Below are 15,079 nucleotides of genomic sequence, written 5' to 3'. Positions count from 1 at the left end.
TGCAGATCCCCTCAGTGCTCGGTGCCCGCGCCGACGAGGTCCGCCGATGGGGCCGGGTCGTAGGGCAGCGGGAAGTCCCGGCAGAGCCTGCGCACCTCGGCGGACACCTGCGTGCGCACCGCGTCGTCGAGGTGGAAGGCGCCGCCGTCGCCGGGTTCGACCGCGTCGAGCACCGCGTGCAGCAATTCGGCACAGGTGTCCATCTCGGACGGTCCGAGTCCGCGCAACGCCACCGTGTTGCTGCCCAGCCGCACGCCGCTGGCGACGGTGGCCGACCGGGTGTCGCCCGGGATCTTGTTCTTGTTGACGAGGATGTCGCAGGCTTCCAGCGCGCGTTCGGCGATGAGCCCGTTGAGCTTCTCGGGCGCGCGGAACAGCACGATGTGGTTGTCGGTGCCGCCGCCGATGACGTCGTAACCATGTGCGGTGAGCGCTCTGGCGAGCGCGGACGCGTTGGCCTGGATGCGCTCGGCCAGCTCACGGAAGGCGGGGTCGAGCAGCCTGCCCATCGCGCGTGCCTTGGCCGCGATGGTGTGCACCTCTGGCGAGCCCTGCATCATCGGGAACACCGCGCTCTGGATGCGCTGCGACAGGGTGCGCTTGCCGTCGGCCGCGAGCGCCTCGGCGTCGCGGCCCATCATGATCAGTCCACCGCGCGGCCCGTACAGCTGCTTGAAGGTGCAGGTGGTGGTGAAGTGCGCGGCGTCGATCGGGCTGGCGTGCAGGCCGGCGGCGATGAGCCCGGCGATGTGGGTGACGTCGGCGAGCACGTACGCGCCGACGCTGTCGGCGATGGCCCGGATACGGTCGAAGTCGATGGTGCGTGGGTAGGACGTCGTACCGCAGACGATCAGCTTGGGCCGGTGGGTCCGCGCCAGCTCGGCCATGTGCGTGTAGTCGATCACGCCGTGCTCGTCGAGGCCGTACGCGTGGACGGTGAACAGCTTGCCGCTGAGGTTGACCGGCGAGCCGTGGGTGAGGTGACCGCCCTGGTCGAGCGCCATCCCGACGATGGTGTCGCCCGGGTCCAGGACTGCCTGCATGACGGTGTGGTTGGCGAAGCTGGCGCAGTGCGGCTGCACGTTGACGTACTTCGCGCCGAAGACCTGCTTGGTGCGCTCGATGGCCAGGCGCTCCACCTCGTCGACGTAGCGGCAGCCCGCGTGGTAGCGGTTTCCGGGATAGCCCTCGGCGGTGACGTTGACGATGCTGGCCCCGGTGACCGCGAGCACGGACGGATCGGTGATGCCGCAGGAGGCGACCAGCGACAGCGTCTGCCGCTGCCGGTCGTGCTCCAGCTCCAGCAGCCGGTACAGGTCGGGGTCCTCCTGCCGGAGGGCGCCGATCCCGTGCCCGAGGTACCGGCCGATGTGGCTGCCGTCCCCGGGAATGTGCTCCGGACTCACCATGAGTCTTCCTCCAGCAGTGTGTGGATCGATTCGTGCGGCTCGGTGAGACCGGCCTCGATCAGGGCGAGCCAGTCCCGTCGGAATGCCGCCGCGGTGGCTTGTTCGAACAGCGCGGTGCAGTAGGCGAGGATGCCGCCGAGGCCGCCCGCGGGCTCCTCCCACAGCACCGCGGACAGGTCGAACCACGAGGTCGCGGTGTCGACCTGCACCGGGCTCATGGCGGCCTCGCCCAGCCGCCGTTCGGCGTCGCCGCCCGCGCCCTGCAGCGACAGCAGTGTCTGCACCAGCGGCGGCCTGGCCGCATCGCCGCCCGCACCGACCTGTTCGACCAGCACGTCGAACGGGTGACGCTGGTGGGCGAATGCACCGACGAGCCCAGCCCGGACGCGGTCGAACAGCGTGGTGAAACTCGGGTCGCCGCTGGCGTCCACGCGCAGGGCGAGGGTGTTGATGAAGCAGCCGGGCAGGTTCTCCGCCTCAACCCGGTGGCGGCCGGCGATCGGCACCCCGACGATGAAATCCTCGGCCTGGGTCAGCCGCGCCAGCCATGCGGCGTAGGCCGTCATCAGCCAGGTGAACAGCGTGCCGTTGCGGGTGCGTGCCTCTTCGCGGACGCGCTTGACCAGTTCGGCGGGCACCTCAAGGTCCAGCCAGGCCCCGCGGTAGTCCTGCTGGGCGCCGTAGGGGAAATCGGTGGGCAACGGCAGCTCGGTCGGCGCGCCGCGCAGCCGCTCCAACCAGTAGTCGGCGTCCTGCGCGCGCTCCTGGCCGTGCTCCCATGCGGCCCAGTCGACGAACTGGAGCGCTGGCGCGGCAGGTGGCGGCGTGTCGTCGCGCAGTGCGGCGTAGTGCGCGACGAGGTCGTCGAGCAGTAGGCCCATCGACTGCTCGTCACAGATCGCGTGGTGCAGCACGAGTTGAAGCCAGGCGCGGTCGCCGTCGCGCAGCAGCAGGCCTCGGGCCGCGCCCGCGGCGGCCAGGTCGAACGGTCGCGCCGCGTGCGCGCGCAGTTCGTCGGCAGCCTCAGACCCCGGCGCGAGGGTCGCCACGGTGAGGTCGAACGGCGCGGGCGGCTCCACCCGCTGCACCAGCTCGCCGTCCTCCAGCACCAATCGGGTGCGCAGCACGCCGTGCCGGGCGGCGAGCGCGTCGAGCGCGGCGCGCAACGTGTCCACATCGACCGGGCCGTCGAGTTCGTACGCCGCGGCGACGTTGTAAGCGCCGGAATCCGGAGCCAGCTGCTGGAGCAGCCACATCCGGCGCTGCGAGTGGGTGGCCGGGGCGCGGTCGCGGCCCGGGTCGTGGGTGGGGCCGCCGGCGTCGGTCACCGGCGCGAGCGCGGCGATGTGGGCGGCCAGCTCACGCAGGGTGGTGTGGTCGTAGAAGGCGTCGAAGGCGATCTCGATGCCGAAGTCGGCCTGGATGGCGTTCTCCAACTGGACCTGCATGAGCGAGTCGCCGCCGAGGTCGAAGAAGTCGTCGTCGCGGCTGACCGACTCGGTTTCGAGCACGTCGCACCAGATCGCCGCCAGTGCGATCTCGGCCGGCGTGCCGTCGTCTTCCTTGAGCCGGTGCACGGGCACCGCTTCGGCCACCGGTTCGGCGGGCCTGGCTGTCGCGCGGCCGTTGTAGGGCTTCTCGACCCAGCAGCGGGTGCGTTCGAACAGGGCGGTGGGCACGGAGCTGCGCCTGCCGTATCCGCCGAGGAAGTCGACGCACTTCGCCCAGTCGATGTCCACACCGGTCCGGTACAGCGCGGCGATCAAGTCGGCGAGCGCGGTGCGCGGGGCAGCGTCGGCGTCGAACGCGAAACTCTCGCCGTCGTGCCGCGGCACGACGGCGCCCATCACGTCGACCAGCCCACCGCGCCACGGCGTGACGCAGACCGGCCTGCCCTGCGCGGCGATCGTCGTCATCGCGGCGTCCACGCGAGCGGCGTCGGGCGGAGCGACCACGCCCAGCGAGGCAGCGTTCGCGGCGGCGGTGGCCGCGTCGGTCTCGCCGCGCAGGATGTCGAGCAGCAGGTTGCCGCTGCCACTGCCGATGACGATCCGATCGGAGACGCCCGCGTGGATCAGGGCGCGGACCGGGGCGAGCCGGTCGGCCATCGGGTGACTGGGCCCGCCGAGCGCCGGAAAGGCTGTCGCCCATGCGGCGGCGTCGACCGGGACGTCCTCATGCGGGAGCAGGAGCACCGGCACCGCTGGCGTGGTCTCGGCAATGTCGTCCCCGTCGGCGATCCGATCCAGCGCAGCGACCGCCTCCTCGGCAGTCGCGGCCCGCACGCAGGCCCGGACCCGCTCGTGGTCACGCCCCAGCGCCTGCACCGCCGCGGCGTCGGCGAACCGCTCAGGATGGGCGCGCAGGTGATCGGCCAGCACTCGCGCGTGCGAACGAAGCCCGGCGGCGCTACGCGCGGCGACCGGGATCACCAGCTCGCCCACGGCAGGCGCGTCCTCCCGCCATACCGGCGGCGCCTGCTCGACAACCAGGTGGACGTTGGTGCCGGTGAGCCCGAACGAGCTGACCCCCGCCCGCCGCTGCGCCGATGTCTCCCAAGATTCGGTGGCCGACGACAGGACCAGCGCCGAATTCCCGGTCTCCAGCAACGGATTCGGCGTCGTGAAGTGTGCCGAGGCGTAACGTCGCCCTTCCCGCAGCGCCACGATGGCCTTCGCCAGCCCGGCGGCACCCGCCGCCGAGTCGAGATGCCCGAGGTTCGACTTGACCGAACTGAGCACGCAGAACCCGGTCCGGCCGGTACGCCGCACGAACGCCGCCGTCAACGCCTGGAACTCAATCGGGTCACCCAGGCGGGTTCCCGTCCCGTGTGCCTCGATGAAGCCGACCGAGTTCGGGTGCACGCCTGCGGACTGCCACGCGGTCAGCAGCAGTTCCTCTTGCGCCTCCGCACTGGGCGCAGCGAACCCGTTGCTGCGTCCACCGTCGTGGTTCGACGCGCCACCGATGATCACCGCGTGCACAGGGTCGCCGTCGGCCTGGGCGTGGGAGAGCAACTTCAGCAGGAACACCGCCCCGCCCTCGCCCAGCCCGGTCCCGTCGGCGGCAGCGTCGAAGCTGCGCGAGCGCCCACCCGGCGAGACGATGCTCTCCGCACCAGGCTCATTGGCCGACGGCGGAACCGGGAACAGCCGAACCCCGCCTGCCAGCGCCCACTCGACCTCGCCTGCCCCCAGCCTCCGGCAGGCATCGAGCACCGCGGACAGACTGGAGGAACAAGCGGTGTCGACGGCCGCGGCAGGCCCCCGCAGATCCAACGCGTGCGCCACCCGCCCGGCCTGAGCCGCAGGCAGCAGCCCCGTCACCATCGGCTGGGCGGCCGGATCAAGCAGCGTCGAGTACTCCTCGGCGGCGGCGCCGAACACCACAGCGGTCCGGCTGCCACGCAACTGCGTCAGCGACCGCCCACCGTCCCAAATGGCCCGGCAACTCAGCTCCAGCAGGGCTCGCTGCTGGGGATCCATCTGCCGCGCTTCCCGCAGCGACAATCCGAAGAAGGCGTGGTCGAACGCGTCAACCCGGTCCAGCAACGCACACTCGGCCAACGGCTCGTCCACCGTCATCCCGGCGTCGGCCCGCCGCTCCGGCGGCACCACCCCGACAAGGTCCCGGCGCTGCTCCACCAAGGCAGCGAGCGCGTCGAGATCGCCGGCCCCTGGCAACTCGGCGGCGACGCCCACGATGGCAACCGGCTGAAACGCGACGGTCGCCGGCTCAATCCCAATGCTCTGCATCAACCGCCCCTACAGTCGGAAGCTCAGATCGGCGGACGCGGCGGGCTCGACGGCGCCGGTGTTCTCCAGCGCCGTGGCGATCGCCGCCACGGTGGTCAGGCGGAACAGGTCGACGAGTTTGAGCGCGCCGCGGTAGCGGGCGTCCAACCGCTCGTGCAGCCGGGTCAAGGTCAGCGACGTGCCGCCGAGGGCGAAGAAGCTGTCCTCGCGGCCGATCTCCGCGTCGGGCAGCAGTTCCCGCCAGATCGCGGTGATCTCGGTCTCCACCGGCCCCCGCGGCGGAGCCGACGCCCGCCGCACCGGCCTGCGGGTGGCGGCGCGAGCCGCCAGAGCCCGGCGGTCGAGCTTGCCGTTGCCGGTCAACGGGAACGCCTCAAGCCGGTCGACCCACGCGGGGACCATGTACGCGGGCAACGTCGTGGTGAGCTGTCCGCGCAGTTCCTCGACGTCAAGATCGGCCGGTCCGGTGACGAACCCGACGAGGTGCTGTTCCCCGCCCGTGCCCGCGACCAGCACCACCGCGCCACCGACCCGGGGGCCGGCCGCCAGCGCGCGTTCGATCTCACCCAGCTCGACCCGGATGCCACGGAGCTTGACCTGGTCGTCGGCGCGGCCGAGGAACTCGATTTCCCCGTCGGCCGTCAGCCGGGCCCGATCGCCGGTGCGGTACAGGCGCTCGCCTGGGCGGGCCGGGTCCGGGTGCGGCACGAACACGGACGCGGTCAACTCAGGACGGCCGAGGTACCCACGGCCCAGGCCCTGGCCACCGAGGCACAGCTCGCCCGGTACGCCCGCGGGGACCGGGTTGAGCGCCTCGTCCAGCACGTACGCCTGTGCCCCGGCGAACGCGGTCCCGATCGTGGGTGCCTGCCCGGCAGGCAGGTCCGTGCAGTCGCGGATGGTGCCGCACACGGTGGCTTCGCTCGGGCCGTACGCGTTCCACATGTGCACCCGGCCGCCCCAGCGTGTCACGAGGTCGGCGGGCAGGGCCTCGCCTGCGAGCACCAGGTGCCGCAGGGAGTCCGGCAGGGCCGTGACCATCGCCAGGTTCGACGGCGGCATGGTCAGGTGCGTGATCCCGCGCGCGGCCAGCGCCGACTCGAGCGGGCCGCCAGGCAGCAGGGCGTCGGCGGCCGTCATGTGCAGGCAGGCGCCCGTCAGCAGCGCCATGGCGCACTCCCACACCCACGCGTCGAACGAGTGCGGCGCGTACTGCAGCACGTGCGATCCGGGGCCTGCGTCGAACCGGTCGCGGTGCAGGTCGCGCAGCTGCGCCAAGCCGCTGTGCGGCAGGAGCACACCCTTCGGTGTTCCGGTCGACCCGGAGGTGTAGATCGCGTAGCAAAGGTGGTCGGTGGTCAGGCGGTGCAAGTCGGGGTCGGCGACCGGCTCGCCAGGGCGTTCACCGTCCAGGCGCAGCTCGGGCACCGCGTCCAGCCTGCCGGCCAGCGAGGCGTCGGTGATCTGCAGCCGGACACCCGCGTCCCGGGCGATCCAGGCCATCCGCTCGGCGGGCAATGCCGGGTCGAGGCACAGGAACGCCGCGCCCGCCTTCGCCACGCCCAGCACGGCGGTCACCGCGGCGCGAGTGCGCGGCAGCACGATGGCCACCAGGTCGTCCTGGCCGACCCCGCGCCCGGCGAGCCGACGGGCCAGCCGATTGGCGGCGGCGTCGAGTTCGCGGTACGTCAGCGTGCCGTCGTCGTCGCGTACGGCGGGCTCGTCCCGGTGGGCGTGCGCGGCGAACAGCTCGGGCAGTGTGGCCGGGACCGGGGTGGCTGCCGGACGACCGCTCGCGGGCAGTTCCGTCTGCCCCAACCGCAGGTGCGTCAGCGGCAGCGCCGGTTCCCGCGCCGCGGCTGCGATCATGGCCGCGAAGCAGTCGGCGAAACGCTCGACGGTGGCGGCGTCGAACAGATCAGTGCGGTAGTCCCACTCGGCCACCCAGCCGCGCTCGTCGCGACTGACCATCACGGTGACGTCGAACTGCGTGGCCACCGGCTCGACCTCGACCACCGAGCAGCCCAAGCCCGCGGGCGCCGGCAGCGGCTGCTGGTCGCCGTGCAGGACGAACATCGTCTGGAACACCGGCGTGTGATCGACCGCGCGCTCGACGTCCAGCGCGCCGACCACCAACTCGAACGGCGTCTGCTGGTGGGCGAACGCCTCCAGGCACCGCTGCCGGGTCTGCGCGAGCAGCTCGGCGTACGAGAGCGCGCCCGACAGGTCGGCGCGCAGCGCGAGCGTGTTGAGCAGGCACCCGACCAGCCGCTCAGTCCCGGACTGGTCCCGGTCGGCGATCGGTGTGCCGACCACGATGTCGTCCTGCCCGGACAGCCTGCCCATCAGCCCCTGGTACGCCGCCAGCAGCGCCGCGAACGGCGTCGCACCGGCCGACCGGCCGACCGCCAGCAGCGCGTCGACAGCGGCGTCCGGGAGCTTGCGGGTCACCCGCGATCCGCTGAACGCCGTCGCGGCGGCGGGGTCGCGGTCGAACGCCAGCCGGAGCCGGTCGGGTAGGTCGGCGAGTCGCTCGCGCCAGTACGCCAGGTCCCGGCGGACGGCGATGGAGTGGTCCAGCGCGTGGCGCTGCCACTCGCCGTAGTCCAGCACCGACACAGCAGGGGCCTGGGTCAGCGGGGCGCGCTCGCGCAGCGCGGCGTAGTCGGCGAGCAGCTCGTCGAACAGCACGCGCAGCGACGGTGCATCCGCGACCACGTGGTGGATCACCAGGCACAGCACCGCAGCCCCGGGCTCGTTGACGAGCACCCAGCGCGCGGGCGGCTCGGTGGCGACGTCAAACGGGGTCGCCACCGCCGACCGCAGCAGCCGGTCGGTCGCCTTCTCGCCCGCCGAGGCCAACACCTGCGGCGCCACCGTCTGGTTCGCCACAGCCTGCTGGCGCAGCTTCCCGTCCGGTCCGCGGCCCACCCGCAGCCGCAGCGCGTCGTGCCGGTCGGTGAGGCCCTGCAGCGCACGGCGTAGCAGGTCACGGTCGAGGTCGCCGGTGAACCGCACCGCCATGCCGATGTTGAGCATCGCGGTCCCGGGCCGTAGCTGGTCAACCAGCCACATGCGTTCCTGGGCGTACGCCAGCGGTGCGGGGCCCGCGCCGGATCGTGGCCGAAGCGGCGGCAGAACGATCTGGTTAGCGGTGGCGCGGTCGACGCGCTCAGCCAGCGCGCGGACGGTCCGGTCGGCGAAGACGTCGGCCAGGGTGATCTCCGCGCCCAGCCGCTCGCGCACGACGACTACCAGCTGCATGGCCATTAGCGAGTGCCCGCCGAGCTCGAAGAACTCCGCGTCGGCGCCCAGCGGCCCGCTCGCGGTGAGCTCGGCGACCAGTTCGGCCAGGGCACGCTCGGTGTCGGTGGCGGGCGCGGTCGACCCGCCAGTGTCGCGGGCGGGCTCAGGCAGGGCGGCACGATCGGTCTTGCCGTTGGGGTTGAGCGGGAACGCCTTCAGCGGCACCCAGTACCGGGGCACCATGTACTCCGGCAGGGCCTCGGCGAGCGCGGCGCGCAGCGCGTCCGCATCGGCGCCGCCGGTCCAGTAGCAGACGAGGTGGTCCGTGCCCGCCACGGTTCGCACGGTCACGACCGCCTGGTCGACGCCGTCAAGTTCGGCGGCGCGGCTCTCGATCTCGCCGGTCTCGATGCGGAAGCCACGCAGCTTGACCTGGTGGTCGTAGCGGCCGAGGTAGCGCAGCTCGCCGGTGTCGGTCAGCCGCACCCGGTCGCCGGTGCGGTACATGCGCGCGCCAGGCTCGGTGGTGAACGGGTCGGGCAGGAAGCGCTCGGCGGTCAGCTCCGGCCTGCCGAGGTAGCCCTGCGCGACGCCGAGGCCGCCGAGGAACAGCTCACCGTCCACACCGACCGGAACCGGGGCGAGCGCCGCGTCGAGCACGTACGCGTTGGTGCCCTCGACCGGGAAGCCGATCGTCGGCTCCTCCGCGCTGCCCCTGGGCACCTCGCACCAGGTCGAGTACGTGGTGTCCTCGGACGGGCCGTAGAGGTTGAACACACGCACCGACGGCGACGCCGCGTGCACGAGGTCCACAAGCGCCCTGGGCAGTGCCTCGCCAGCGAGGTTGACGACCCGGGTCCGCGCCGGCAAAGCGTCCGCGCGCAGCAGTTCGGCCATCGCCGAGGGCACGGTGTTGATCAGCGTCGGCGCCGGGTCCGGCCGCTCGGCCAGCTCCAGCGCGGTCCCGACCAGCCGCACCGAGCCGCCCAGCGACAGCGGCAGGAACAGCTCGAACACCGACAGGTCGAAGCAGACCGACGTGCTGGCGAGCACGACGGCGCCCTCGTCGGCCGGGAAGTGCGCCCGCGCCCAGCCGAGGAACGCGCGCATGGCCCGGTGCGGGATCGCCACGCCCTTGGGCCGCCCGGTGGAGCCGGAGGTGTAGATCAGGTACGCCACGTGCTCGGGGTCGGTGGGCGCGGCGGCGGGCAGGTCGGCGTCGGCGAGGGCCGCGGTGTCCAAAGTGGGCGTTCCCCCGCCGGGCAGCACCTCGCGGGTGTCCGGCTCGACCAGGATGAGCGCGCAGTCGGCGTCGTCGGCGATGAACGCCAGCCGCTCGCGCGGGTAGGCCGGGTCCAACGGCACGTACGTCGCACCGCTGCGCAGGATCGCGTGCAGTGCGGCCACGAGGTCAGGCGTGCGCCGCAGGCAGACCCCGACGGAGTCGCCCGGAGCGATCCCGGCGTCGAGCAGCGCGGACTGGATCGCGCCGACGCGGGCGGCCAGCCCGGCGTAGCTGAGCACGCGGCCGTCCTGCCACACGGCGGGCGCTTCGGGCTGCTCGGTGACCACCCGCGCGAACCCCTCGACCGGGTCCAGTGCGGGCACGGCCTCGGCCAGCCTGCGCCCGCCCGCCCGCAGCTCCTGCTCGGCCGGGGTGACCAGGTCGAGGTCGGCCACCCGGGCGGCTGGGTCGGCGCTCATCGCCGCGACGACCAGCCGCCAGTGCGCCAGCAGCCGCTCAGCGCGGGCGCGTGTCCACGACTCGGCGGGGTATTCCAGCGCCGCCCACAGGCCGGACTCGGGCTCCGAACCGCCGGGCGCAACCGCGAGCGCCCGGTCGAGCTGGAGCACGACGTCGAACTTGGTGTGCCGGTTCATCGGGAAGTACCGCGCCGCCCGTACACCAGTCAGCTCCGGCAACGGCTCGTCGTCAGGCTGTACGACCAGCATCGCCGCCAGCGGCGCGCCGCCGAGGTGCGCGGCGAGGCGGTCCAGCGGGACGTCGGCGTGGGAGTACGCGACCACCGCGGCGTCCCGCACGCTGGCCAGCAGGTCCGACCAGCTGTCATCACCACGCACGGTGACAGGCAGCGGGATCGTGTTGACGAACAACCCGTAGCAACTGGCCGCCTCCGGGTCACGGCCCGCCACCGGCAGGCCGATGACCACCTGTTCTTGCCCGCTGTGGCGGGCCAGCAGCGCGGCGAAGGACGCCGCGTAGAACATGGCCTGCGTCGCGCCGTGCGCGGCGGCGACCGTCTCCGCGCCCTTGACCAGGTCGTCGGGCAGTCGCTCGCGCAGGGTCCCCGCCTGGGCGGGCTCGGTCGCCGCCGCGTCGCGAGGCAGATCGATACCGAAGGACGCCGAGCGCACCGGCTCGGCCGCCGACGCCACCCGCGTGTCGAATTCCGGCGCCGCCAGCCGTGCCCGCTCCCGGTCGACCGCCGCGCGGTAGTCCCCGGCCGGTTCCGTCCACTCCGGACGCGTCCCGGCCAGCTCGGCCTGGTAGGCCGCGCCCAGCTCGGCGAAGAACACCTGCGACGCCCAGCCGTCGGTGACGATGTGGTGCACGAGGAACGCGAACACCCGCTCGTCTGGCCCCAGCTCCGCCAGCACGGCCCGGAACAGCGGCCCGGTCCTCAGGTCGAAACCCTCCTCGGCCTGCCTGCCCAACCACGCGTCAACCTCGTCGCGGTCGACAGTGGCTCTGCGCAGCTCCACCGGGTGTGCCCCGGCGGGCAGCACCCGCTGCCACAGCCCACCGTCGCGGTAGTCGAAGACGACGCGCAGCTGGGCGTGCCGCTCGACGAGCGCGGCGAGCGAACGCTCCAGCGCCTCGGCGTCGAGCGGTCCGCGCAGCCAAATCGCCTCGGTGACGGTGTACGCCCGACTGGCCGGGTGGCGATGCTGCAGAAACCACAGCCGCTGCTGCGCGGCGGACGCGGCGAAGCGGTCCGCCTCGGGACGGGTCGGGATGGAGCCAGAGTTCATCGCGCGGTTCCTCGGGTTCCTCGTGGTCAGGCAGGGAGTTCGGTCAGGCCACCGTGGTGACCGCGTCGAGTTGCAGGTCCGCGCGCACCGCGCGCCAGAGCCGTGCGCGCCGCGAGTGCAGGACGAAATGCCCGCCCTCGTACACGCGCGTCTCGCTGCCCTGGCTGCCCAGGTGCATCCAGGCGGCCAGGTCGGCGACGGCAACGCGGTGGTCGCTGGTGCCGCCGAACGCCGTCACCGGGCAGCTCAGCTGGTGCGGTGCGGGCTGGTAGGTCTCCATCACCCGCGAGTCGGCGCGGATGATCGGCAGGTAGACCGACATCAGTTCCGGGCTGGAGAGCACCTCGTAGGTCGTGCCCTCGAAGTTGTGCAGCTCCTCGACCAGCTCGGCGTCGGACATCTCGTGCAGCACCGGGTCGCCCTGACCGAGGTGCGGCGCACGGGCCGCGCCCGCGAACAGCCTGCGTGGCGCGTGCCCCCGCCCCTCCAGCTCGACGGCGAGCGCGTACGCGACCACGGCGCCGAAGCTGTAGCCGAACAGCGCGTACGGTTCGCCCGCGAACTGTTCCGTCTGCTCCGCCAGCCGCTCGACCAGCGCCGGCATGTCCTGGTCGAGCGGTTCGCCGTAGCGGGCGCCGCGGCCGGGCAGGTCCGCCACGCGGACCTGCACACCAGGGCCGAGGAGGTCGTCGACGCCGTCGAAGACCTCCTTGCCACCGCCCGCGTACGGCACGCAGAACAGGATCACGACGCAGCCCGGTCGCGAAGGCTGCGCGGCCGCATGTCGACCCAGTACTCCTGGATGTAGGCCAGGCACGACTCGCGGTCCGCCGGGCCGTTGCGGGTGGACCACCCGGCGGGCAGATCCCGGTGCGCTGGCCAGATCGAGTACTGCTCCTCGTCGTTGACCACGACGACGTACGACTGCTCACTCATCGCTGGTGTGTCCAAACTGTGTCGGGTACGTCCGGTCAGGACTTGGGGACCGGCCACTGCCAGCCCTCCGGGCCGGGGATCAGGCCGTGCTGCAGGTCGAGCATGTGCTGGCGCAGCCTGCTGGCGACCTCCCGGCCGGGCAGCGGCAGCCGCAGGCCGGAGTCGTCGCCGAGCAGCTCGACCGGGGCCACCACCGCACCCGTGCCGCAGCCGAACAGCTCCACTTCCTCGCCCGAGCGGACCGCGTCGATCACCTCGTCGACGGCGACCGGCTCCTCGCGCATGTCCAGGCCCAGCGTCGGTCCCAGCCGCAGCAGGCTGTCGCGGGTGATGCCGGCGAGGATCGTGTCCGACAGCGGCGGGGTCAGCAGGCGGTCGCCCCGGCGGACGAACACGTTCATCGCGGTGAACTCCTCGAGCTGCGTGTGCGTCGCCGCGTCAAGCCACAGCAGCTGGTGGAAGCCTTTCTCGCCGAGCTTGGCCGCGGCGGCGAAGCTGGCCGCGTAGTTGCCCGCCGCCTTCACGTTGCCGGTGCCGCCCGGCCCTGCCCGGCTGAACAGCCGCTCGATCCACGCCGAGATGGGCGCGGTGAAGAACGCGTCGGACGGAGTGGCCAGCACGACGAAGCAGAACTCGGTCGACGGCACGACGGACAGGTCCGCGGTCGCGCCGAACATGGTCGGCCGCAGGTACAGCGACTGGCCCTGCCGGTTGGGCACCAGCTTGTCCACAGCGGAGACCAGCCGCTCCAGCGTCTCGACGTAGACCTGCTCGGGCAGTTCGGGCATCCCCAGCCGCAGCGCGGTGCGGTTCATCCGCCGCGCGTGCTCGAACGGGCGGAACAGCAGCGCGGACGCGCCTGGGACCGCGTCACCGAGGTTGCGGTAGGCCTTCATGCCCTCGAACAGGGCCTGGCCGTAGTGCAGGGCCTGGGTGTGCGGCCACAGATCCATCGGCTCGAGACCGGTCAGGCGCGGCGTCTCCCACGCACCGTCGCGGTAGTACGCGACGGCCATGACCGGTGCCATCACCTTGCTGAACCCCAGCGGGTCGGTCAGCTCGATGGCGTCGAGCCTGTTCAGCAGCTCAGGGGACAGCTCGGACGAGGTGTGCGCGATCGTCATGGTCTTCCCTCAGCTCCAGCAGCGCAGCGGCTGGTCGGTGCCGGCGTTGCCGACGAATCCGGACACGGTCATCCGCCTGCCCGTGGTGATCTTGCGGACGGCGTGTGCCCTGGTGGTGTTGACCATGACCAGGTCGCCGACCTCCGGCGAGATCAGCAGTGACTCAGCGGGCAGCAGGTCCCGCGAGTAGCCGTAGCTGCCCGGGTAGGTCTCCCGCAGCGGCTCGTACTCCGTGTCGGTGATGTACCGGTCCCACGTCTCCAGCTCGCCGCCCTCGTCGGCGGTGTCGAGGTAGATGTTGACGCCGAGCTGGCCGATCAGCTTGACCGACAACCGGTCCGGGTCGACCTCGCGCCACAGCAGGTCCTGGTGCGGCAGCGCCTCCTTGCCGCTGCGCCACAGCCGCGTGATGCCGAAGGGCATCTTGCGCTCGGCCATCGTCATCAGCGTCGCGCCACCGGGCCACGCCTCGTCGAGGGCAAGCCGTAACTGGTCCACCGGCGACGGGTAGGGCGCGCTCATCGTCCGCAGCCGCTGCTGGACGGGCAGGGCCGCGTCGAGGTACCGCTCGCGCCGGGTCTCGTCGTTCATGACGTTCCAGAACGAGTCGATGTCGCTCTCGTAGATGCCGCCCGTCGCGGCATCGTTGTCGATCTTCTCGTACAGCGGCTCGACCAGGTTCTTGCAGTACTGCGCGTCGTAGAAGTTCGGCACGCGAACCGCGATGTAGGTGCCCGCGAACAAGGCGGTGAGCACCTCGGCGTCGAGCGCGCTGACGGTCGCGAGCTTGGAATCGATCGACATCTTGCCTTCCCTTTCACCAGATCTCATGGATGTGCGGCCGGTCCGAGGGGGAGGTGGTCTCAGCGCGGTCAGTGGTCGATCAGCGCCCACCGGTCCCCGATCACCGGCTCGGAGCTCGCGGAGGGGAGCTCGATCAGCTCGGGCTTGAACAGCGGGGCCGAGTCCAGCGACGGCTCCCACGTGGCCAGCGACTCGTCCTGTTCGACCTCGACGCGCCTGCCGGAGGCCAGGTCGTCGACCACCCGCAGCAGCAGTCGTACGCCGAGCGGGGCGAGGTGCTCCCGCCACAGGCTCTCCGCGGTGGCCTTGCGCGGGACGAGTACGTGTTCCTGGGCGGCGATCGGACCGCCGTCCGTGCGCTCGCTGAGGTGGTAGACGGTGCCGCCGGTCACCCGGTCGCCGTCGCGGATCGTCCAGCGGATCGCGTCGCGGCCACGGTGCAGCGGCAGCAGGCTCGGGTGGTAGCCGATCGCGGCGACCGACGCTTTCGCCCTGGTCTTGCGGCCGATGAACGCGTGCGAATGGGCCGCGACGATCACTTCGGTCTTGTCGGGTATGTGCATGGCACGCAGTTCGGCGGCGTCCGTCCAGGCCACCTGGCGTGGATAGGCCCACGCGCGCACGCGGTCCCAGGACAATGCGTTCTCGTCGTCGGTGTGCCCTTTCCTCGTCCGGGGCGACGCGACGCCGACAATGGAATGCCCGGCCTCGCCGAATGCCTCGGCCATCTGGACCGCGAAGGCACCGCGGCCCGACAGAAAGATGTTCACCCGTCCTCCAACATACCGTCGAATTGCGACATCCACCGCCA

8 protein-coding genes are annotated in these 15,079 nt (G+C 72.1%); all 8 read right to left on the bottom strand.

The annotated features are described in order from the left end of the window. Positions 1 to 11 precede the first annotated feature (11 nt). The 8 genes from glyA to LWC34_RS03725 all read right to left on the bottom strand — a co-directional run bounded on the left by glyA (position 12) and on the right by LWC34_RS03725 (position 15,038). Positions 12 to 1,409, bottom strand: a complete 1,398-nt coding sequence (glyA, locus tag LWC34_RS03760) for a serine hydroxymethyltransferase (RefSeq protein WP_233722997.1) — start codon at positions 1,407 to 1,409, stop codon at positions 12 to 14. Continuing rightward, complete coding sequence (locus LWC34_RS03755; protein WP_233722996.1) at positions 1,403 to 5,164, bottom strand: condensation domain-containing protein; 3,762 nt, start codon at positions 5,162 to 5,164, stop codon at positions 1,403 to 1,405. Before LWC34_RS03755 ends, glyA begins: the two co-directional genes overlap by 7 nt. 9 nt (positions 5,165 to 5,173) lie before the next feature. Beyond that, on the bottom strand, positions 5,174 to 11,404 hold the full coding sequence (locus LWC34_RS03750; RefSeq protein WP_233722995.1) for a non-ribosomal peptide synthetase: 6,231 nt from the start codon (positions 11,402 to 11,404) through the stop codon (positions 5,174 to 5,176). A 43-nt stretch (positions 11,405 to 11,447) separates the two neighbouring features. Beyond that, positions 11,448 to 12,221 carry a thioesterase II family protein gene (locus LWC34_RS03745; protein ID WP_233722994.1) on the bottom strand — a complete coding sequence of 258 codons (774 nt, stop codon included), beginning with the start codon at positions 12,219 to 12,221 and terminating at the stop codon, positions 11,448 to 11,450. Next, positions 12,149 to 12,340 carry an MbtH family protein gene (locus tag LWC34_RS03740; RefSeq protein WP_233722993.1) on the bottom strand — a complete coding sequence of 64 codons (192 nt, stop codon included), beginning with the start codon at positions 12,338 to 12,340 and terminating at the stop codon, positions 12,149 to 12,151. Before LWC34_RS03740 ends, LWC34_RS03745 begins: the two co-directional genes overlap by 73 nt. Before the next feature lie 35 nt (positions 12,341 to 12,375). Continuing rightward, positions 12,376 to 13,464, bottom strand: coding sequence for a branched-chain amino acid aminotransferase (locus tag LWC34_RS03735; RefSeq protein WP_233722992.1), 1,089 nt, complete (start codon positions 13,462 to 13,464; stop codon positions 12,376 to 12,378). A 9-nt stretch (positions 13,465 to 13,473) separates the two neighbouring features. Beyond that, on the bottom strand, positions 13,474 to 14,268 hold the full coding sequence (locus tag LWC34_RS03730; RefSeq protein WP_233722991.1) for a 2OG-Fe(II)-dependent halogenase WelO5 family protein: 795 nt from the start codon (positions 14,266 to 14,268) through the stop codon (positions 13,474 to 13,476). A gap of 68 nt (positions 14,269 to 14,336) precedes the next feature. Then, complete coding sequence (locus LWC34_RS03725) at positions 14,337 to 15,038, bottom strand: formyltransferase family protein (RefSeq protein WP_233722990.1); 702 nt, start codon at positions 15,036 to 15,038, stop codon at positions 14,337 to 14,339. Positions 15,039 to 15,079 lie beyond the last annotated feature (41 nt).

It is taken from the genome of Kibdelosporangium philippinense (assembly GCF_021390435.2).
In the GTDB taxonomy this organism is placed as follows: Bacteria; Actinomycetota; Actinomycetes; order Mycobacteriales; family Pseudonocardiaceae; genus Kibdelosporangium; species Kibdelosporangium philippinense.
The sequence above is the reverse complement of the archived record's forward strand: the minus strand, read 5'-3'. Positions and strand labels throughout refer to the sequence as shown.

Bases quoted from the DNA above. Each gene is read 5' to 3' on its own strand.
- LWC34_RS03755 (WP_233722996.1), bottom strand. From the start codon at position 5,164: ATGCAGAGCATTGGGATTGAGCCGGCGACCGTCGCGTTTCAGCCGGTT.
- glyA (WP_233722997.1), bottom strand. From the start codon at position 1,409: ATGGTGAGTCCGGAGCACATTCCCGGGGACGGCAGCCACATCGGCCGG.
- LWC34_RS03740 (WP_233722993.1), bottom strand. From the start codon at position 12,340: ATGAGTGAGCAGTCGTACGTCGTCGTGGTCAACGACGAGGAGCAGTAC.
- LWC34_RS03735 (WP_233722992.1), bottom strand. From the start codon at position 13,464: ATGACGATCGCGCACACCTCGTCCGAGCTGTCCCCTGAGCTGCTGAAC.
- LWC34_RS03730 (WP_233722991.1), bottom strand. From the start codon at position 14,268: ATGTCGATCGATTCCAAGCTCGCGACCGTCAGCGCGCTCGACGCCGAG.
- LWC34_RS03750 (WP_233722995.1), bottom strand. From the start codon at position 11,404: ATGAACTCTGGCTCCATCCCGACCCGTCCCGAGGCGGACCGCTTCGCC.